The sequence below is a fragment of the Pseudomonas sp. CC120222-01a genome (genome assembly GCF_003097235.1).
Lineage (GTDB): Bacteria > Pseudomonadota > Gammaproteobacteria > Pseudomonadales > Pseudomonadaceae > Aquipseudomonas.
Window position 1 is genome coordinate 241094 of sequence record NZ_QEQQ01000003.1, and the last position, 19671, is coordinate 260764.

Genomic DNA, 19671 nt, shown 5'->3' on the forward strand with positions numbered 1-19671 from the left:
GCGCCGCGCGGGCGGCGCTCGATCTCACAGGCGCTACAAACCTGTCGACATACGCCTTGTGCCATTGATAAAACCGATACCTTCCATGTCGCAAATATCAAATCCATCAAAGAAAATGTGAGCCACAACGCAATCACATGATGGAATCTGCCATGAAAAAAGTCTCTTTCACCGAACGCATGGTCCATGCCGTCGGCTATGAAATCTTTGCCGTGCTGCTGTGTGCACCCTTGCTCTCGTGGATCATGGGCAAGTCGCTGGCCACGGCCGGTACCCTGGCGGTCACCCTGTCGGTGATCGCGATGATCTGGAACATGGCCTACAACGCGCTGGTCGACCGTTTCATTGCGACCCCGCGCATCCACTGGAAAGCGCTGACGCGCTTCGCTCATGGCCTGGGCTTCGAGGCGGGGTTGGTGGTCTGGTGCCTGCCGGTGGCGGCCTGGATGCTGGAGATCTCGCTGCTGCAGGCGTTCATGGTCGAGCTGGGCTTCTTCGTGATCATCCTGCCCTACACCGTGCTGTACAACTGGGCGTTCGACCGGGCCCGGCACTTCATCCAGCAGCGCCGGGCCGTGGCCTGAGGCCTCAGAAGTGCTTGCTGACAGCGGCGACCACGGTGGCGCTGCAGACATCGTCGAAACCATAGTTGCTGGCGCATTCGGCCTGCGACAGGTTGGTATCCATATAGCTGAGGCGCCAGGTGAGGCCGAGGAAGTCGCGGGTGAACCTGGCTTCCCATTCACGGTAGGAATCGCGTGACTGGCCGCTCTGTGACCAGTAGCTCGGGTCCTTGAAGTCGGCGCGGCCATAGCGCAGTTCCAGGCCGATCTCCAGCGGCAGCACCGTGTGGTAGCCCACCCAGGTGTAGAGGCTGTCCTGATCCTTGCCGTACTGCGTCGTGGCATCCGTGGAGTAGTAGGCCGCCAGCTTGAAGCCATGCACATCCAGGATGGCGTACAGCTCTGACTGGTTGTACCGGCTTTCCTTGGGGTAGGTGTACTTCAGGTAGCCCAGGTCCAGGTTGGCGTGCTCACTCATCTGCCAGGCCCAGCCACCGTAGTAGTCGACCTCCTGGCGGGTCTTGCTGTCGAAGCCGAAATCGACGTTTGAGGTCCACGCGCCCAGGTACAGGCCACTGGCATGGCTGAGCATGACGTCGGCCTGTGCGGCCGGGTCGCCCTGGGTTTGCGAGATGCCGCGGCTGCGGTAGTCACTGACTGCGGCCAGGTCGATGTCGAGCGCGAAATCATCGTTGATCGGCAAGGCGATGGCGGCGGGGGCGAGCGCGGCGCAGCCGAGTGCGCACACGGCTGCCAGGGTAGCGTGTTTCATGGTCATCCCTATCTTGTGTTGTGGTTGTTGTGGCAGATAGAAAAGGCGGCATGCCGTGCAGGCATGCCGAGGTGCGAGGGCTTATTTGGGGGCGTAGACCTGTTGGCCGCCGAAGTAGGTGGCCAGCACCTGGGTCTCGCCCAGTTGCCGGTCGTTCACCGCGAGCACGTCACGGTCGAGGATGACGAAGTCGGCCTGCTTGCCCGGGGCCAGCGAGCCGATCTGCTGCTCCAGGCCCAGGGCCTTGGCGGCGTTGGCTGTGTAGGCATAGAGCATGGTCTGGCGGTCGAGGCGCTCATCGGCATTGAGCACGCCTTGCGCGCCTTTGCGCGTTGACGCCTGGGCGATGGCCAGCCAGGGGCTGGGTGACGACACCGGCCAGTCGCTGGCGCCGGCGATGGTCGCGCCATTTTTCTGCAGCGAATGGGCCGGGTACTGGTAACGGAACGCGGCGGCATCGACGTAGGGTTTGACCATGTCGACGGTGTAGTCGTCGCCGGCGGCCCACAGCAGCTGCATCGAGGCAATCACGTCGAGGGGCTTGAAGCGGGCGAAGTCCTGGGGGTTGACCAGCTGCAAGTGGGTGATCGAGTGATGGATACCGCTGTTGCCGGCCTTGCGCGCCTGTTCGATGCCGTTGAGTGATTCACGTACTGCACGGTCGCCGATGGCGTGGATGTGCACCAGCCAGCCACGCCGGTCGGCGGCGCTGACCAGTTCACCAAAATGTTTCGGGTCGATCAGCAATTCACCAGGTTTGTGTGTGTTGTGGTACGGCTTGAGCAGGGCGGCCGATTGCGCGGGGTACTCCAGCACGCCGTCGGCGAACACCTTGATGCCGGGCAGGGTCAGGTTCGGCACGCCAGCAAACTGCTTGCGCACATTGTCGATGGTCTGCAGGTCGGCGGGGGTGCTTTTCGGGTTGACCACCAGCAGCGCGGCGACATGCGCATTCAGTCCGCCCTGCTCGGCGAGGGCCTTGTAGGCGGGCAGCACGCCGACTGTCTGGTCGGTAGGTTTGATATCGAACAGCGCCTCGCCGGGCATGCTGTTGGCGGCCGGGTCCATCCAGGCGGTGATGCCCAGGCTGTTGTTGAACTGCACGGCGGCCTGTGCCCCCTTGAGCAGGGTGGCGGCATCGGCCTTGGGCAGCACGCTGGCGACCCGGTCCCAGCCAGCATCGACCAGGAAGCCGCTGGGCTGGCCGTCTTCGAAGGTGCCGATGGTGTCTTTGTCCTGCTTGCTCAGGGTGGCCAGCAATGCCTTGTCGATACCGGCGCGCTTGAGCATGGCCGGGTTGGCCCAGGCGGTGTGGTAGTCCTCGCCGATGAACACGATGGGCGTCGTGGCCCACTCGTCTTGGCCGAAGCGCTCGTTCAGCGCCTTGGCCTGGGCCCAGTAGGCCGAGCTGACCCCCAGCACCTGCAGCACATCGCCATTGCGGGCACGCCCGTCATCCCGCCATGCGCGCAGGCGGGTTTCGAACTCATCCAGTGGCACCGCCTCGCCGCCCATATCGGCGCCACTCAGTTGCATGCCGCCGAAGATGGCGTGGGAGTGGGTGTCGATCAGGCCCGGGGTGACGCGCTTGCCTTGCAGGTCGATGACCTGGGTCTGTGGGTCCGCGAGTGCCCGCGCCTGGGCGTCGCTGCCCACGGCGACAATCTTGCCGCCTTCGACGGCGATGGCCTGCGCCTGCGGGTTGTTGCGGTCGGCGGTGAAGATCTTGCCATTGACCAGCACCAGGTCGGCAGCGGCCAATACGTGCCCCGAGGCAAAAGCCACGGCCAGCGCCAGCAAACCAGGTAGACATCTCGACATGTGCAGCCTCTTGTATTTATTGGTGTGCGTCGAGCCTACCCAGCCCGGGCTTGGCATAGAATCGCCAGAACGCTAAAAAGCCTTTTGCCATTCAGGAAAAACCGCATGGACACCTTGGGTGCGATTTCGATGTTCGTCGCCACGGCCGAGCACGGCAGCTTCAGCCGCGCGGCCGAAGCGTTGGGCAAGACGCCTTCGGCCCTGACCAAGGCGGTCACGCACCTGGAGCGTGAGCTGGGCAGCCAGCTGTTCGAGCGCAGTACCCGGCGCATCGTGCTCACCGAAGCCGGCCGGCTTTACCTGGAAACCGCCCGGCAAGTGTTGAAGAGCCTGCACGAGGCCGGTGAAGAGATCAGCCAGCTGCAAGGGGTGTCCGGCTCCTTGCGCCTGACCGCGCCGCTGGCATTTGGCCGGGCGTTCCTGGCCGACGCCTGTGCCGGCTTCATGCGCGACTACCCGCAGATCCAGCTGCGGGTGGAGTTGTCCGACGCCTTCGTCGACCTGATCGAAGCCGATTATGACCTGGCGCTGCGCGAAGGGCACAGCGACCTGCCGGGCCTGATAGCCCGGGTCATCGGCAACAACCGCATCTTTCTCTGCGCCAGCCCCGACTACCTCGAACGCAACCCGCTGCCGGTGACGGCGCACAGCATCGGCCAGCACCAGTGGCTCAAGTACATTCACCCGGCGCTGGATGCCAAGTTCTGGTGGATGCAGTGCGACGGCGTGCGCATGCGCCTGCCGTATCCGCAGAAGGCGCGGCTGGAAAGCGACAACTACGACTTGCTGCTGCGCAACGCGCTGGCCGGCCACGGCATCCTGCACACCCCGGCGTGGAGCGTGCGCCGCTACCTGCAGGAGGGGCGGCTGGTGCGGGTGATGGAGCACTGCGTGATCGAGCCGGATGCATTCGGTGAAGACATCCTCGCGGTCTACCCCAGCCACCGCCGCGCCAGTGGCAAGGTGCTGGCGTTCATCGATTACCTGCAGGGTTACTTGCAGCGGCTGTGAGGTTTGCGCCGAGGCTATCGGCGATCGGCGCTTGCAGACAAACGAGCAAGTCGCCGCTGCCTGTGAGAGGATGTCCACCACCCCAGCCAGGACCCCCGAACGCAGCCTGATGAAGACACCAAAACGAATCGAACCACTGATCGAAGACGGCCTGATCGACGAAGTACTAAGGCCCCTGATGAGCGGCAAGGAAGCGGCCGTCTACGTGGTGCGCTGCGGTGCCCAGGTACGCTGCGCCAAGGTCTACAAGGAGGCCAACAAGCGCAGCTTCCGCCAGGCCGCCGAATACCAGGAGGGCCGCAAGGTCCGCAACAGCCGCCAGGCTCGGGCCATGGCCAAAGGCAGCAAGTACGGCCGCAAAGAAGCCGAAGACGCCTGGCAAAACGCCGAAGTGGCGGCGCTGTTCCGCCTGGCCAGTGCCGGCGTGCGGGTGCCCAAGCCGTACGACTTCCAGGACGGCGTGCTGCTGATGGAACTGGTGACCGACGGCGACGGCGATGCCGCCCCGCGCCTGAACGACGTGCACCTCGAGGCCGAAGAAGCCCGCGAATACCATGCCTTCGTCATCCGCCAGATCGTGCTGATGCTCTGCGCCGGCCTGGTGCATGGCGACCTGTCCGAATTCAACGTGCTGCTGGGTCCGGACGGCCCGGTGATCATCGACCTGCCGCAGGCGGTGGATGCGGCGGGTAACAACCACGCCTTCAGCATGCTGCACCGTGACGTGGCGAACATGGCGCATTACTTCGGGCGCTTTGCCCCGGAGCTCAAGGCCACCCGCTACGCCGACGAAATGTGGGCGTTGTACGAAGCCGGCGAGCTGCGCCCGGACAGCCCGTTGAGCGGGCAGTTCGAGGAAGACGACCATGCCGCCGACGTGGCTGGGGTGATGCGCGAGATCGATGCCACCCTGCGCGACGAAGCCCGCCGCCGTGCGGCGCGGGAAGAGGCCGAGCATGGGCCGGCCAAGGCTGAAGAGCCGACTCCGCCGTGGATGCAATAACGGTCTGAGCGCACTTGCTCTGCCGAGCATTTCGCTCTTCGGGGCTCCACCATTATCTGGGTAGGGTGGGGCTCTGAAGGAACTGGCATGTAAATAAAGTAAGCGCCTGTAATACAGGCTTCAAATCTAATGCTTCTGCATGTATTCCCACCTTGTAGGTAATAAATTCCTACGCATTAATTTGACTTTCTCGGAATACTCCTACAGTAGTGATTGTTGCTCGGGGTATTCCTACAGGATAAGTCTGGCTCGTGTAGGGCTGTTATCCTACTCTTAGGCGTTAGTATCTACCCTTGTTCAAGTCGCTCATGGGGTGGGCTGGTGTCCGATCTATCTGAAGTTGTTGACCATCACGCAAGTGACAGCGGCCTGGCCTGCCTGGTCATGCGGAGCTTTAATGGCTATGTGCCTCTGGATGTCAGTTGGCTTGGCTAAACCAGGTTGTGTGCCATTAAGTGCTGTTTTCTTGAGGTTCACGAATGCTGAAGATTCATGCGAGTCGATTGTATGTTATTACCTGGCAAACGCTGAGGGTCTGTGCTGGTTTGTTATTGGCGATGCGGGCCGTTCTATATGCTGGGTTGATCTGTTATGAGTATACAAAACCAGCGAAACTTTATGAGCCTCCTCCAGTTGTCTGCGGAAAAATGGCGGGCGAGGTGTATGAGTTTTCCCGGCTTTATTTCCCTTTTTGGCCGGAGTACGAGGAAAGATCTTCAAAGCGTTCATATTATGTAAGGGAAAATGACTGCGATATTAATATTGCGTCAATTTTCATTGCGATGAGTTGGCCAGGGCTGGAGCCGGCAGAGAATCATCGGATTCATGAGCGGCTTTTGGATAGGGGAGGTTTGTTGGTTGCAGTTACTCCGATTGTGACCAGTGGAAATGACCTGCGGCAGTGGCGAGACCAATTGCTGGAGATGCGCTCATTTGGGGAGGCACCGATTGTTGTATATGACAGTCAGCTAGGTCTCTATCGTGATGTGGGAAACGATTATTCTTGGGGGAGGCGAAACAGAAGAATCTTCTGGAAGGAAGAGCGAGGGGTGGTTACCTCTGTCACTATTTGCAATTGGCAGGCGCGGGAGCCCGATTTTTATGCTTGTGAAATGATGTTTCTAATGAACGGAATTTTGAAGGTGCAAGTTACGATGTCGCCGGAAAAATTTGAGCAATGGCACGAGGTTAGGCGTGCGATCGAAGCCTTTCTTGTCAGTAGCAAGAAAGCTGGGTGATGTGTGGTTGATCAAGGAGGCTGACGCCCCGGAAGCAACCAGTACAAAGCTGCTTGCCGAGGTGCCCACGCAGCGCTGGGAATCGACCATTGCCGTCGCAGCATGATGCAGCTCACGCGCCGGGCGGCACAAAGTCATTGCGCTGGTAGAACCGCTCCAGCTCATGTGCCGCCGGCTCCTCACCGGTAAAGATGCGCAGGTACTCCGGTATGAAGCGCATGCGGTATTCCAGCGGCTCGACGGTCTTCATGCTGATGTAGCCGATCTGCGCCAGGTAGATCGAGCGGGCGCGGGTGGCGGCGGCGTCTTCGCTGAAGCCGAAGCGGTCGAACATCTCCTTGAGCGCCGCCATGCGCAGGTTGTCGGCCTGCTTGATTTCCTCGGCTACCTGCTCCGACTGCAGCGCCCAGCTGCGCATGGCGAATTCGCACTGCGAGTCGAACAGCTCGCTGTTCAGCCAGCAGTCGAACACGTTGAGGATCGCTTCGGTGATCGACGCCGCGTAGGCCTGGGCCTGGCTCACCAGGTTGCGGGTGTTCTTGTTCTTCCACTGCTCGATCAGCGCCGCGAGCAAGGCTTCGCGGTCTTCAAAGTACCAGTAGAAGCTGGTGCGGGCGAGGTTGAGCTTCTTGGCCAGCGGCAGCACGCGCACGGCATCCACCCCCGACTCCTTGAGGGTTTCGAAGGCCGCATTGAGCCAGCTCTCGATCGAGCCGCGGGTGGCGATTTCCGGGTGGTTCGAGGTCATGTTCATAGGCGCATTGTTCCGTATCCATGGGGGCCTGACAAGCTCAATGTACACCACTGTCTAATTTATTGACACTGGTGTACATGGGGTCTAATGTCGATTTTGCCTGATGACCTGAACGCGAGAACGACCATGTCCAATGATCCGTTGCTTCAGCCGTACCAACTCAAGCACCTCACCTTGCGCAACCGCATCATCACCACCTCCCACGAACCCGCCTACCCCGAAGACGGCATGCCCAAGCAGCTGTACCGCGCCTACCACGTCGAGCGCGCCAAGGCCGGCGTGGCCATGACCATGACCGCCGGTTCCGCTGCCATCTCCCGCGACAGCCCGCCGGTGTTCAACAACGTGCTGGCCTACAAGGACGAGGTGGTCGGCTGGATGAAGGACCTCACCGACGAATGCCACGAGCACGGTGCGGCGGTGATGATCCAGCTCACCCACCTGGGCCGTCGCACCCGCTGGGACAAGGGCGACTGGCTGCCGGTGGTGTCGCCGTCGCACAACCAGGAGCCGGCGCATCGGGCCTTCCCCAAGCGTTTGGAAATCTGGGACATCGAGCGCATCGTCAAGGATTACGCCGATGCCGCCGAACGCATGCAGGCCGCCGGGCTCGACGGCATCGAGTTGCAGGCCTACGGCCACCTGATGGACCAGTTCTGGTCGCCGCTGACCAACGAACTGCAGAACGTTTACGGTGGCTCGCTGGAAAACCGCCTGCGCTTCACCTTCGAAGTGCTCACGGCCATTCGCAAGCGGGTTGGCAGTGAGTTCATCGTCGGCATTCGTTACACCGGTGATGAAGTGCTGGCTGGCGGGCTGACGAAAGCGGAGGGCCTGCAGATTTCCCAGCTGCTGAAGAACAGCGGCATGATCGACTTCCTCAACGTGATCCGCGGCAACATCGCCACCGACGCCGGCCTGACCGACATCATCCCGATCCAGGGCATGCGCAACGCGCCGCACCTGGACTTCGCCGGCGAGATCCGTTCGCTGACCGGTTTCCCGACCTTCCACGCGGCGAAGATCCCGGATGTGGCCACTGCCCGCCATGCCATCGCCAGCGGCAAGGTGGACATGGTCGGCATGACCCGTGCGCACATGACCGACCCGCACATCGTGCGCAAGATCATCGAAGGCCGCGAAGACGACATCCGCCCCTGCGTCGGCGCCAACTATTGCCTCGACCGCATCTACCACGGCGGTTCCGCCTACTGCATCCACAACGCCGCCACCGGCCGCGAAACCACCATGCCGCACCAGATTCCCAAGGCCGAGCGCAAGCGCAAGGTGGTCATCGTCGGGGCTGGCCCGGCAGGCCTGGAGGCTGCGCGGGTGGCGGGCGAACGGGGCCATGAAGTGGTGGTGTACGAGGTGGCCGACAAGGCCGGCGGGCAGATCCGCCTGACCGCGCAGTCGGAGCGGCGCAAGGAGATGATCAGCATCATCGACTGGCGCCTGGCCCAGTGCGAACGCCTGGGCGTGACCTTCCACTACAACGTCTGGGTCGACAGCCAGATCATCCTCGACGAAGCCCCCGACGTGGTCATCGTCGCCACCGGTGGCCTGCCGCACACCGAGGTGCTGGAGCAGGGCAATGAGCTGGTGGTGTCGAGCTGGGACATCATCTCGGGCGACGTCAAACCCGGGCGCAATGTGCTGGTGTACGACGATGCCGGCGACCACGCTGCGTTGCAGGCCGCCGAGTTCATCGCCCAGAGCGGTGCGCGCACCGAGATCATGACCCCCGACCGTACCTTCTCGCCCGAAGTCATGGGCATGAACCTGGTGCCTTACATGCGCGCCTTGCAGCAGCTGGACACCACTTTCACCGTGACCTGGCGGCTGAAAGCGGTGACTAGAACCACTGATGGCCTGCTGGCAACCATCGGCACCGACTACAGCGAGCTGCGCCAGACTCGCCTCGTCGACCAGGTAGTGGTCAACCACGGCACCCGGCCGCTGGACGACCTGTACTTCCAGCTGTGCCCGCTGTCGAGCAACGAAGGCGCGGTGGAGTACATGGACCTGATCGCTGGCCGCCCGCAGGCCGTGGCCCGCCGCGACGATGGCCGCTTCCAGCTGTTCCGCATCGGCGACGCGGTGGCCTCGCGCAACACCCATGCCGCCATCTACGACGCCCTGCGCCTGGTCAAGGACCTCTGAGCCACGCGCCACAACAACCATAAGAACAGCAGCACCCGATTCACGCTTCCTTGTTACTGCCCTGGCTCCAACAACGACAACGATATCCAGTGGAGAGTGTAACCATGCACATCGGTATCCGACCGAGCCCCGCGCCATCCCTGCAGTTTCGTGACGACGTCAATGTAACCGGCCACGCCCTGGCCCCGGTGGACAGCGAGCTGCTTGCCGCCCAGGCCGCGATCGACCGCAAGGCCCTGCGCCGCTATCGCCTGGAGCGTATCCGCCAGCAGCTGCGTGCCCATGACTACGGCGGCATTCTGCTCGCCGACCCGATCAACATCCGCTACGCCACCGACACCAATAACCTCGGCCTGTGGGTCATGCATTCGCCCAGCCGCTATGTGTTCGTGCCCACCGAGGGCCCGGTGGTGCTGTTCGAGTTCACCAGCAGCCGGCACAACAGCGAGCACGTCGAGACCATCGACGAGATCCGCCCGGCGCAGCCCTGGCTGTACTTCCTGGCCGGCCCGCGGGTCGACGAAAAAGCCGCGTTGTGGGCGGCCGAAGTGGCCGAGCTGATGGTCCGCCACAGCGGTGGCAACCGTCGCCTGGCCGTGGACCGCTGCGACCCGTGGGGTGCCGAGAAGCTCAAGGCCAAGGGCATCGAGCTGTTCGATGCGCAACCGCTGATGGAGCAGGCGCGGCTGATCAAGTCGGTTGAAGAGGTCGCCAGTCACCGGGTGTCGATGGCGGTCTGCGACCTGGCCATCGCCCGCATGCGCGCCAGCCTGCAGCCAGGCATTACCGAAAACCAGCTGTGGAGCATTCTCCATGGCACCAACGTGGCCCAGGGCGGCGAGTGGGCCGAAAGCCGCCTGCTCAGCTCCGGCCCGCGCACAAACCCATGGTTCCAGGACGCTACCGACAAGGTCATCGAGGCCGGCGAGATGGTCTGCTTCGACACCGACATGGTCGGCCCCGGTGGCTACCTGTCGGACATCTCGCGCAGTTTCGTCTGCCCCGGCAAGCCTGTGACGGCGGCCCAGCGCGAACTGCTCGATATTGCCAGCCAACAGATCAGCCATAACGTCGAGCTGCTGCGCCCGGGCCTGTCGTTCCGCGAGTTCGCCGAGCGCTGCTGGCCGGTGCCGCGTCAGTTCGAGCACAACCGCTACATGATGATGCTGCACGGCGTCGGCCTGGTCGACGAATACCCCAGCGTGGCCTACGCCGTGGACTTCGCCGAGTGGGGCTATGACGGCCTGTTCCAGGAAAACATGGTGGTCTCGGTGGAAAGCTACATCGGCGAACGCGGCGGGCGTGAAGGCGTGAAACTGGAAGAACAGGTGCTGATCACCGCCCAGGGCGCGGTCAAGCTGTCGAGCACGCCCCTGGTCGATGACCAGCGGTCTTGAGCGGAGGGCCTGCCCATGAACCCGATGAGCGTTCCGCTGCGCCAGGTGCCACCCATGCCTGAGCCCAAGCCGGCCTTCCTGCGCCTGGAGTCGATCCATAAGCAGTTCGGCCCCTACGAGGTGCTGCACGATGTCAATTTCGAGATGCGCAAGGGCGAGGTGGTGGCCATCATCGGCCCCAGCGGCTCGGGCAAGAGCACCTTGCTGCGCTGCATCAACCAGCTGGAGCCGCCGACCCGCGGGCGCATCCGCCTCGACGAGCTGGACATCGACGCCGCCACGCCGCTGGCGCGCGCCGACCTGCTGAAGCTGCGCCGGCGCATCGGCATGGTGTTCCAGTCGTTCAACCTGTTCCCGCACATGACCGTGCTGCGCAACGTCAGCCTGGCGCAGGTGCGCACCCTTGGCCGCAGCCAGCGCGAGGCCGATGCGCGCTCGCTGCAGTTGCTGGAGCGGGTGGGCCTGGCCGACAAGGCCGGGCATTACCCGGCGCGTTGCTCCGGTGGCCAGCAGCAACGTATCGCCATCGCCCGGGCACTGGCGCTGGAGCCCGAGCTGATGCTGTTCGACGAGCCGACCTCGGCGCTGGACCCGGAGTTGGGCCTGGAAGTGCTGGCGGTCATGAAGGAGCTGGCTGCCGAGGGCATGTCGATGATCGTCGTCACCCACGAGATGCACTTTGCCGAGACGGTGTCCGACCGGGTGGTGGTGATGGCCGACGGGCGCATCCTCGAACAGGGCCCCAGTGCCCGGGTGATGCGCCAGCCACAGCATGAGCGGGTGGTGAAGTTTCTCCAGGCCGTGAGGGACCGCTGATGAACGACATTCTCTCGATCTTGCTCACGGGCGTGCCGTGGACCCTGGGGGTGACCCTGTGCGCGTTCGCCACCGGGGTGGTGCTGGGTTTTCCGCTGTGCGCACTGCGCATGGCCCGCTCACGCGGGCTGGCGGCGCTCGGTGCGGCCATCGTGCTGACCTTGCGCTCGATCCCGCCGATCGTCTGGCTGTTCTTCATCTTCTTCGGCATTGGCGGTGGTTATCTCACCCTGTCGCCCTTCGTCGCGGCAGTGGTGGGCCTGGGCCTGATCACCGCCGCACAGATGGCCGAGGTGTATCGCGGCGCCTTTGCGGCGATCCCGGATGGCCAGTACGAGGCGGCCCATGTGCTCAACCTGTCGCCACCGCAACGCTTCTTCGATGTGGTGCTGCCGCAACTGACGCGCATCTCCATCCCGACGGCGGCCACCTATGCCATCGGCCTGCTCAAGGACTCGGCGGTGGCGTCGACCCTGGGTGTGGCAGACATCAGCTTCCAGGCGTACCAGGTGTCGCAGCAGACCTTCCAGGGATTGGGTGTGTATAGCGCTGCCGCGCTGGTGTACCTGGTGCTCAGCGTGCCGGTGGCGCTGGCCTCACGCTGGGTGTCGTCGAGCCTGCAGCGGAGGATCAGCCAATGAACGAGATGCTGAGCCAATGGGCCGAGTGGCTCCCGGAGCTGTGGAAGGGCTTTGTGCTGTCGTTGCAGGTGACCGCCATCAGCCTGGTACTTGGCGTGTGCCTCGGCCTGTTGCTGGCCCTGGGCGTGAGCGCGAAGGGCTGGGCGGTGCGCTACCCGGCGCTGGTGATCGTGGAACTGGGGCGTGGTGCACCGGCCTTGATCCTGTTGCAGTACTTCTACTTCGGCCTGCCGTCGGTGAACCTGACCCTGAGCTCGTTCTGGGCGGCCGTGCTGGCGCTGGCCTACTGCACGGCGGCCTATACCAGCGAGATCATCCGTGGCGGCCTGGAAGCGGTGGCCCGTGGTCAGCATGAAGCGGCTGAGGTGATCGGCCTGGACCGGGTCGATGCGCTGCGTTACGTGATCCTGCCCCAGGCCTTGCGGGTGGCGCTGCCGTCGCTGCTGGGCTTCTCGATCATGATGTTCCAGGCCTCGTCACTGTGTTTCACCATCGCCTTGCCCGAAATCGTCAGCCGCGCCTCGGCCATCGGCTCCTCGACCTTCCAGTACATGCCGGTGCTGGTGCTGGCCGGGTTGATGTACGCAGCGGTCTGCGCCCCGGCAAGCCTGGGCGTCGCCGCTCTGGAAAGAAGACTGGCGCCCGGCCAGCACGCAACGCCCTGAACCCTGGCTGCCCCTTACATTGCCTGCCCCTTACATTGCAAAGGTACCCGTGATGAAAACATTCAAGCGTATTACCCGTTGCCTGGCCCTCTGTGTCGCCGTGGCCGGCAGTGCCCAGGCCCTGGCCGAATGCAAGCCAGGCCACAGCTTTACCACCTTGACCCCCGGTGTGCTGACGGTGGCGGCCTGGGTGTTCCCGCCGTACTCGATCCCTGGGCCAAACCAGGAGCTGGGCGGCGTGGACGGCGAGATCATCAGGCAGATCGCCGCCCGCGAATGCCTGACCATCAAGGCCAGCGTGCTCGACCCGGCGGCGGCGATCCAGTCGGTGGTCACCCGCCGTGCCGACGTGGTGATCGGCGACTGGTACCGCACTGTCGAGCGCGGCAAGGTGCTGGGCCTGTCGGCGCCGCTGTACCTGGATGTGATGGGCATCATTTCCAAGCCGGGCTATGCCACGGTCGGCGAGCTGGAAGGCAAGCGGGTCGGCACCGTGCAGGGTTACCTGTGGGTCAACGACCTGAAGAAGGTGCTGGGCGATAACCTGGTGCTGTACCCCAACCCGGTGGCCATGGCCCAGGACCTGGCGTCCGGGCGTATCGAGGCGGGTATCGACAGCCATGCGGTGGCAGTAGCGTCGCAGCAGAAGGGGGCCTATCAAGGCGCGAGCATCAAGGTGTCGGCGCCCGATCCGCGGGTGAAGGCCACCGAGCAGCCGGGGCAGACGGCGATTCCGTACATGCTGAGCAATGCCGAACTGGGCAAGGCGCTGGATGCCAACATCCAGGCGTTGCATGGCAGTGGCGAGATTGCGCGGATTCTCGAGGCCCATGGGCTGGATCGACAGGCGGCTGAAGTGGGGGCGCCGCGGCTGGTGGATTGAGTTTCTCCTGTACCGGCCTCTTCGCGGGCTTGCCCGCTCCCACAGGTACGGCGCCGGCCTGAAGGCCTGTGCAATCCCTGTGGGAGCGGGCAAGCCCGCGAAGAGGCCGGCACAGGAAAAAAGCTTGTTGCCTTTGATGGAAGACATAATCTCGTCATCTGGCCTTTTCACTGGCGCGCGACAGGCATAAGGTATACGCCGTTAAAAAATGCCCTGGAGCTGTCATGTCCAACCGTTTCCCTTCCGTTCGTCCCCGCCGCCTGCGCCAGAACGAATCCCTGCGCACGATCTTCCAGGAAACCGAATTCCGCCTGGAAGACCTGATCCTGCCGATCTTCGTCGAGGAAGGCATCGATGACTTCGTGCCGATCACCAGCATGCCGGGTGTCAACCGCATCCCGGAAAAACTGCTGGCCCAGGAAATCGAGCGCTATGCCCGCGCCGGCATCAAGTCGGTGATGACCTTCGGCGTGTCGCACAACCTGGACGCCACCGGCAGCGACACCTGGAACGAGAACGGCCTGGTCGCGCGCATGTCGCGGATCTGCAAGGACACCGTGCCGGAAATGGTGGTGATGTCCGACACCTGCTTCTGCGAATACACCAGCCACGGCCACTGCGGCGTGCTGCACGACCACGGCGTGGACAACGACGCCACCCTGGCCAACCTGGGCAAGCAGGCGGTCATCGCCGCCGCTGCCGGTGCCGACTTCATCGCCCCGTCGGCGGCGATGGACGGCCAGGTGCAGGCCATCCGCAGCGCCCTGGACGGCGCCGGCTTCCACGACACCGCGATCATGGCCTATTCCACCAAGTTCGCCTCGTCACTCTATGGCCCGTTCCGTGAAGCAGGCGGTACAGCGCTCAAGGGCGACCGCAAGAGCTACCAGATGAACCCGATGAACCGCCGCGAAGCGGTGCGCGAATCGTTGCTCGACGAGCAGGAAGGGGCCGATGTGCTGATGGTCAAGCCGGCCGGTGCCTACCTCGACGTGATCGCCGACATCCGCGCCGCCTCGCGCCTGCCACTGGCGGCATACCAGGTGAGCGGTGAGTACGCGATGATCAAGTTCGGCGGCCTGGCCGGTGCCATCGACGAAGGCCGGGTGGTGCGTGAAAGCATCGGCGCGATCAAGCGTGCCGGTGCCGACCTGATCCTGACCTACTTCGCCATGGACCTGGCCCGCGAAGGGATCTGATTGGCTCGGGGTGATCGCCTCTAGGTGTTTGTCGCCTGTGAGATCGAGCGCCGCCCGCGCGGCGCATCGCGGGCAAGCCCGCTCCCACATCTGTTTCGGGCCAGTCACTCCTATCAAGCCAACAGGGACCGCCCTGGTGCATGACTGGAGACAGGTGGAGCAGCATCAGCGCCCACCGAGATGTATCGCCAAGCCGACAAGGCTGATCCTGTTGGCTTCACAGGAGTGACTGGCCCGAAACAGATGTGGGAGCGGGCTTGCCCGCGATGCGCCGCGCGGGCGGCGCTCGATCTCGAGCGCGAAACAACCCTCAAGCCCGACTCACAAAGCTGCCGCTTCCTGCAGGCTCATCGACCGGGTCTCCGGTGCCAGCACCAGCGAGACTGCAAGGCCGAGCATGGTGATCGCGGTGGCCGCGAACATCGTGTTGGCGATGCCGAACTGTTCCAGCGAAATCGGTACCAGCCAGGTGCCGATGGCCGAGCTGAAGGCGGCCAGCGAGGCGCCCATGCCGACCGCGAAGGCGCGGATCTCGGTGGGGAACAGCTCGTTCGGGTAGACGAACTCCAGCACCTGGGCGCCGCCGATGAACAGTGCATAGGCGCCGAACAGCGACAGCACCACCCAGCCCTGGGCGTCCGGGAACAGCCCCAGGCCCAGCAGCGCCAGGCCCGACCACAGGAAGCTGTGGATGATGATGGTGCGCCGGCCCAGGTAGTTGATCAGCCAGGTGGCGACGCAGCAGCCGATCACCAGGATCAGGGTGATGCCCATCGAACCGTAGGCGGCCAGGTTGCCGGTCAGCTTCAGCGCCTGGAACAGCTTGGGCACGAAGGCGTACACGGCGAACAGCGGGATCACCGCGCAGGCCCAGAACATCACCACGAAGAAGATGCGCTTGCCGTAGCCGGCGCGCAGCGCGTCGAGGAACGACATAGCCTTGCCCGAGGCGCTGTCATCGCTGATGTTGCGCAGCGAAAACTCAGGGCCGTAGACCTGGCGGATCACCTGTTCGGCTTCCTGACGGCGGCCCTTGCTCAGCAGCCAGCGCGGCGACTCCGGGGTGCCCAGGCGGGCCAGCAACAGCAGGCCGGCAATGATCGCCGGGCTGGCCATGACCGTGCGCCATTGTTCGGGGCCGGCGTCGGCCAGCATGAAGTTGCCGGCGATATAGGCCAGCGCGGCGCCGACGAACCACAGCACGGTCAGCAGCGACAGGCGCGAGCCGCGGGATTTCTGCGGGATGAACTCGGTCAGCAGCGAGCCGGCGGCCGTGTATTCGATGCCGACGGCCAGGCCGCAGCACAGGCGCAGCAATGACAGGGCCAGCGGGTCCTGAACCCAAAGCATGGCGATGGACGACAGCAGCACGATGGCCGGGGCGACGAAGAACAGCGTCTGCCGGCCCATGCGGTCGGTCAGCCAGCCACCGAAGAAGCCGCCGGCGAACACGCCGAGCAGGGCCATGGCGGCGACCATGCCTTGCCAGAAGCCGCCCAGTTGCAAGGCTGCGGACATGGGAAGGGTGGCGACGCCGATGATGCTGAGGATGTAACCGACCATCACCCAGCCCAGCCCGGTACGCAGGGTGAGCAGTTGATGGAAGCGATTGATTTCAACGTCGTCGATCATGACGGGTGAGGCAGTGGAACGCATGAGTCTCTCTTGAACGGTAGGTGATGCAAGAACGCGTGGATGCGGGCCTGGCGGCCCGCTTGGGTCAGACTTCCAGGCCGGCGCGGAACTGGCCCCACTTGAGCACCGAGTTCACGCCAATCGACAGGAACGGTTGCGGCGGGGTCTTGTTCGGGCCGGGCGAGGACAGCAGGAAGTCGATGTGCTCGTTGCGCTCGCCCACCAGCCAGTCGGCCAGCAGCTTGCCGGTGGCGGTGCCACGGGTGATGCCCAGGCCGTTGCAGCACAGTGCACCGTAAACGTTCGGAGCCAGCTGGCCGAAGAAGCCTTCGTGGTTTTCCGACAGGCAGATGGCGCCGCTCCAGGAGTATTCGAACTCGACGTTGCCGAGCATCGGGAAGCGCCGCTCGAACGACTTGCGGTGGGTTGGCAGGTGGCGCTGCAGCGCGTTGGCACGCGGGCGGCCGTCCGGGTAGAAGTTGAAGCTGTTGCGGATCAGGATGCGGTTGTCGGCGGTGCGCCGTACGGTGCTGCCGAACGGGTGTGCCGGGATCACCCCCCACACCGGCTGGCCGCCCAGGCGGGCCTGTTCTTCCTCGCTCAGCTGGCGGCTGAGGCTGGCGTAGAGGAAGGTCGGCAGCAGGCGGCCCTTGAGGAAGCCGAAGGCCGAGGCGAAGCCGTTGTTGGCCAGGATCAGCTTGTCGGTGACGATGCTGCCGTGCGCATGCACCAGGGTGATGCGCTCGCCCTGGTCGATCGAGGTGATCGCGGTGTTTTCGTACAGGGTGACGTTGGCCGGCAGGTGGTCGGCCAGGCCCTTGACCAGTGCCGAGGGCTGCAGCAGCAGGGTGCCGGGGATGTGCAGGGCCTTCTTGTAGTACGAGGTGCCGATGTGCGCGGGCAGGTCCTGCTCGTCGATCAGGGTGGAGCTGCAGCCGATCTTCTCCAGGCCGCTGCGGTAGGCCTCGAGGATGGCGATCCCCTTGGCGCCGACAGCCGCCTGGTACTTGCCGGAGTCGGACATCTGGCAGTCGATGCCGTTGCGCTCGACGATGTCGCGCAGGTAATCCTGGCCAAGGGTGTTCAGGCGCAGGATCCTGGTCGCGGTAGTGACATCGCCGATGTAGTCCTTGGCCCCGATGTCGTGGGGCACATCGATGGCGAAACCGGCGTTGCGGCCCGCAGAGCCGAAGCCGACTTCCTGGGCCTCGACCAGCACGATCTCTTCATTGGGGAAGTTCAACGCCATCTGGCGCGCCGCTGCCAGACCGGTCAGGCCGGCGCCGACGATGGTCCAGCGCGCTTCCTTGCGACCCGAATGGCCCGGACGTGGCTGACGCTTGGGGCTGGTGTGGTACCAGCCCGGACGGGCGTCGTCGCCAGGCAGCGAAGTGACTTTTTGCATTTTTATACTCCGGTTAACGATCAGGCTCGCGTGCATGCCGCGTGCGACATTTTGTCATTGTCTATCTACATAATACAAATTGTCTACTATTCGCTTTTCCGGCTGTCGATTCTTCATGTCGAGAAAAAAACAGTCAGTGCTGAATTATTTAGCGTCCCGTTGTATCTGATCCCTTAGAGCCTTCAGCGACAGGGAAACGGGCATGAAATCTCGCAAGCAAAGCGTCCAGCCGATCGGCCTCAAGGACATCACCATCGTCGACGACGCCAAGATGCGTAAGGCGATCACTGCCGCCGCACTGGGTAACGCCATGGAGTGGTTCGACTTCGGCGTGTACGGCTTCGTCGCCTTCGCCCTGGGCAAGGTGTTCTTCCCCAACGCCGACCCCAGCGTGCAGATGATCGCGGCGCTGGCCACCTTCTCGGTGCCGTTCCTGATCCGCCCGCTGGGCGGGCTGTTCTTCGGCGCCCTGGGCGACCGCTTCGGGCGGCAGAAGATCCTCGCCGCGACCATCGTGATCATGTCGCTGAGCACCTTCGCCATCGGCTTGATACCGTCCTATGCCTCGATCGGCATCTGGGCACCGATCCTCCTATTGCTGGCGAAGATGGCCCAGGGCTTCTCGGTGGGCGGGGAGTACACCGGGGCATCGATCTTCGTCGCCGAGTACGCCCCGGACCGCAAGCGCGGCTTCCTCGGCAGCTGGCTGGACTTCGGCTCGATTGCCGGCTTCGTGCTGGGGGCGGGTGTGGTGGTGCTGATCAACACCGTCGTTGGCGAAGAGAAGTTCCTCGAATGGGGCTGGCGCCTGCCGTTCTTCCTGGCCTTGCCGCTGGGTATCATCGGCCTCTACCTGCGCCATGCGCTGGAGGAAACCCCTGCGTTCCAGCAGCACGTGGACAAGCTCGAACAGGGTGACCGCGAGGGCCTGGCTTCGGGGCCGAAGGTGTCGTTCAAGGAGGTTGCGACCCAGCACTGGCGCAGCCTGGTGACCTGTATCGGCGTGGTGATCGCCACCAACGTCACCTACTACATGCTGCTCACCTACATGCCCAGCTACCTGTCCCACAACCTGCACTACAGCGAAGACCACGGCGTGCTGATCATCATCGCGATCATGGTCGGCATGCTGTTCGTGCAACCGATCATCGGCCTGCTGAGCGACAAGTACGGCCGCCGCCCGTTCATCGTGGTCGGCAGCGTCGGGCTGTTCGCGCTGGCCATTCCGGCGTTCATGCTGATCAACAGCGGCGCGCTCGGGCTGATCTTCGCCGGCCTGCTGATCATCGCCGTGCTGCTGAACTTCTTCATCGGCGTGATGGCCTCGACCTTGCCGGCGATGTTCCCCACGCACATCCGCTACAGCGCCCTGGCCAGCGCCTTCAACATCTCGGTACTGATCGCCGGCCTGACCCCGACCCTCGCCGCCTGGCTGGTGGAAAGCAGCGGCAACCTGTACATGCCGGCGTATTACCTGATGGTGATTGCCCTGATCGGCCTGGTCACCGGCCTGACCATGAAGGAAACCGCCAACAAGCCGCTACGGGGGGCAGCACCCGCGGCGTCGGACATCGAAGAAGCGCGCGAACTGCTGCAAGAGCACCACGACAACATCGAGCAGAAGATCGAAGACATCGACGCGCAGATCGCCGAGCTCGAGGCCAAGCGTCAACTGCTGGCACAGCAGCACCCGCGCATCGACTGA

17 protein-coding genes are annotated in these 19671 nt (G+C 63.8%); 12 read left to right on the forward strand and 5 right to left on the reverse strand.

Going from position 1 to position 19671, the window contains the following annotated elements:
- Positions 1 to 152 precede the first annotated feature (152 nt).
- Positions 153 to 584 carry a multidrug/biocide efflux PACE transporter gene (locus N430_RS06615; protein ID WP_110634037.1) on the forward strand — a complete coding sequence of 144 codons (432 nt, stop codon included), beginning with the start codon at positions 153 to 155 and terminating at the stop codon, positions 582 to 584.
- Positions 585 to 588: 4 nt separating this feature from the next.
- On the opposite strand, the gene N430_RS06620 is transcribed toward N430_RS06615, so the two are convergent.
- On the reverse strand, positions 589 to 1335 hold the full coding sequence (locus N430_RS06620) for a TorF family putative porin (protein ID WP_110634615.1): 747 nt from the start codon (positions 1333 to 1335) through the stop codon (positions 589 to 591).
- An 81-nt stretch (positions 1336 to 1416) separates the two neighbouring features.
- Positions 1417 to 3156: an amidohydrolase gene (locus N430_RS06625; RefSeq protein WP_110634034.1), complete on the reverse strand. Its 1740-nt coding sequence runs from the start codon at positions 3154 to 3156 to the stop codon at positions 1417 to 1419.
- A gap of 105 nt (positions 3157 to 3261) precedes the next feature.
- On the opposite strand from N430_RS06625, the gene N430_RS06630 reads away from it, so the two are divergent.
- From N430_RS06630 to N430_RS06640, 3 genes are all read left to right on the forward strand, one after another.
- Entirely contained in the window at positions 3262 to 4167 is a 906-nt protein-coding gene (locus N430_RS06630) for a LysR family transcriptional regulator (RefSeq protein WP_110634031.1), read from the forward strand.
- Positions 4168 to 4276: 109 nt separating this feature from the next.
- The gene (locus N430_RS06635; RefSeq protein ID WP_110634612.1) at positions 4277 to 5170 is read left to right on the forward strand and encodes a PA4780 family RIO1-like protein kinase; all 894 of its coding nucleotides are present in this window, start codon (positions 4277 to 4279) and stop codon (positions 5168 to 5170) included.
- 479 nt (positions 5171 to 5649) lie between these two features.
- On the forward strand, positions 5650 to 6408 hold the full coding sequence (locus tag N430_RS06640; protein WP_110634028.1) for a hypothetical protein: 759 nt from the start codon (positions 5650 to 5652) through the stop codon (positions 6406 to 6408).
- Between the two features lie 112 nt (positions 6409 to 6520).
- Here the strand turns inward: N430_RS06640 and N430_RS06645 are convergent, their stop codons facing one another.
- Positions 6521 to 7162: a TetR/AcrR family transcriptional regulator gene (locus tag N430_RS06645; protein WP_110634025.1), complete on the reverse strand. Its 642-nt coding sequence runs from the start codon at positions 7160 to 7162 to the stop codon at positions 6521 to 6523.
- A 126-nt stretch (positions 7163 to 7288) separates the two neighbouring features.
- Between N430_RS06645 and N430_RS06650 the strand changes: the two genes are divergently transcribed.
- The 7 genes from N430_RS06650 to hemB all read left to right on the forward strand — a co-directional run bounded on the left by N430_RS06650 (position 7289) and on the right by hemB (position 14926).
- On the forward strand, positions 7289 to 9325 hold the full coding sequence (locus tag N430_RS06650; RefSeq protein WP_110634022.1) for an NADH:flavin oxidoreductase: 2037 nt from the start codon (positions 7289 to 7291) through the stop codon (positions 9323 to 9325).
- Between the two features lie 104 nt (positions 9326 to 9429).
- Positions 9430 to 10722 (forward strand): Xaa-Pro peptidase family protein, encoded by a 1293-nt coding sequence (locus N430_RS06655; protein WP_110634019.1) that lies wholly within the window; start codon positions 9430 to 9432, stop codon positions 10720 to 10722.
- A 24-nt stretch (positions 10723 to 10746) separates the two neighbouring features.
- Complete coding sequence (locus tag N430_RS06660; protein ID WP_158288784.1) at positions 10747 to 11538, forward strand: amino acid ABC transporter ATP-binding protein; 792 nt, start codon at positions 10747 to 10749, stop codon at positions 11536 to 11538.
- Positions 11538 to 12179 (forward strand): amino acid ABC transporter permease, encoded by a 642-nt coding sequence (locus N430_RS06665; RefSeq protein WP_110634012.1) that lies wholly within the window; start codon positions 11538 to 11540, stop codon positions 12177 to 12179. The genes N430_RS06660 and N430_RS06665 overlap by 1 nt, the downstream gene beginning before the upstream one ends.
- Positions 12176 to 12844: an amino acid ABC transporter permease gene (locus tag N430_RS06670; RefSeq protein WP_110634009.1), complete on the forward strand. Its 669-nt coding sequence runs from the start codon at positions 12176 to 12178 to the stop codon at positions 12842 to 12844. The genes N430_RS06665 and N430_RS06670 overlap by 4 nt, the downstream gene beginning before the upstream one ends.
- Positions 12845 to 12893: 49 nt before the next feature.
- The gene (locus N430_RS06675) at positions 12894 to 13727 is read left to right on the forward strand and encodes an ABC transporter substrate-binding protein (protein ID WP_110634006.1); all 834 of its coding nucleotides are present in this window, start codon (positions 12894 to 12896) and stop codon (positions 13725 to 13727) included.
- Positions 13728 to 13951: 224 nt separating this feature from the next.
- Positions 13952 to 14926, forward strand: a complete 975-nt coding sequence (gene hemB, locus N430_RS06685; RefSeq protein ID WP_027916845.1) for a porphobilinogen synthase — start codon at positions 13952 to 13954, stop codon at positions 14924 to 14926.
- A gap of 321 nt (positions 14927 to 15247) precedes the next feature.
- On the opposite strand, the gene N430_RS06700 is transcribed toward hemB, so the two are convergent.
- Both N430_RS06700 and N430_RS06705 read right to left on the reverse strand, forming a co-directional pair.
- A complete protein-coding gene (locus N430_RS06700) occupies positions 15248 to 16582 on the reverse strand; it encodes an MFS transporter (RefSeq protein WP_110634003.1) in 1335 nt (444 codons plus the stop codon).
- 64 nt (positions 16583 to 16646) lie between these two features.
- Positions 16647 to 17966: an FAD-binding oxidoreductase gene (locus N430_RS06705; RefSeq protein WP_110634000.1), complete on the reverse strand. Its 1320-nt coding sequence runs from the start codon at positions 17964 to 17966 to the stop codon at positions 16647 to 16649.
- 202 nt (positions 17967 to 18168) lie between these two features.
- Between N430_RS06705 and proP the strand changes: the two genes are divergently transcribed.
- Positions 18169 to 19671 carry a glycine betaine/L-proline transporter ProP gene (proP, locus tag N430_RS06710; RefSeq protein ID WP_110633997.1) on the forward strand — a complete coding sequence of 501 codons (1503 nt, stop codon included), beginning with the start codon at positions 18169 to 18171 and terminating at the stop codon, positions 19669 to 19671.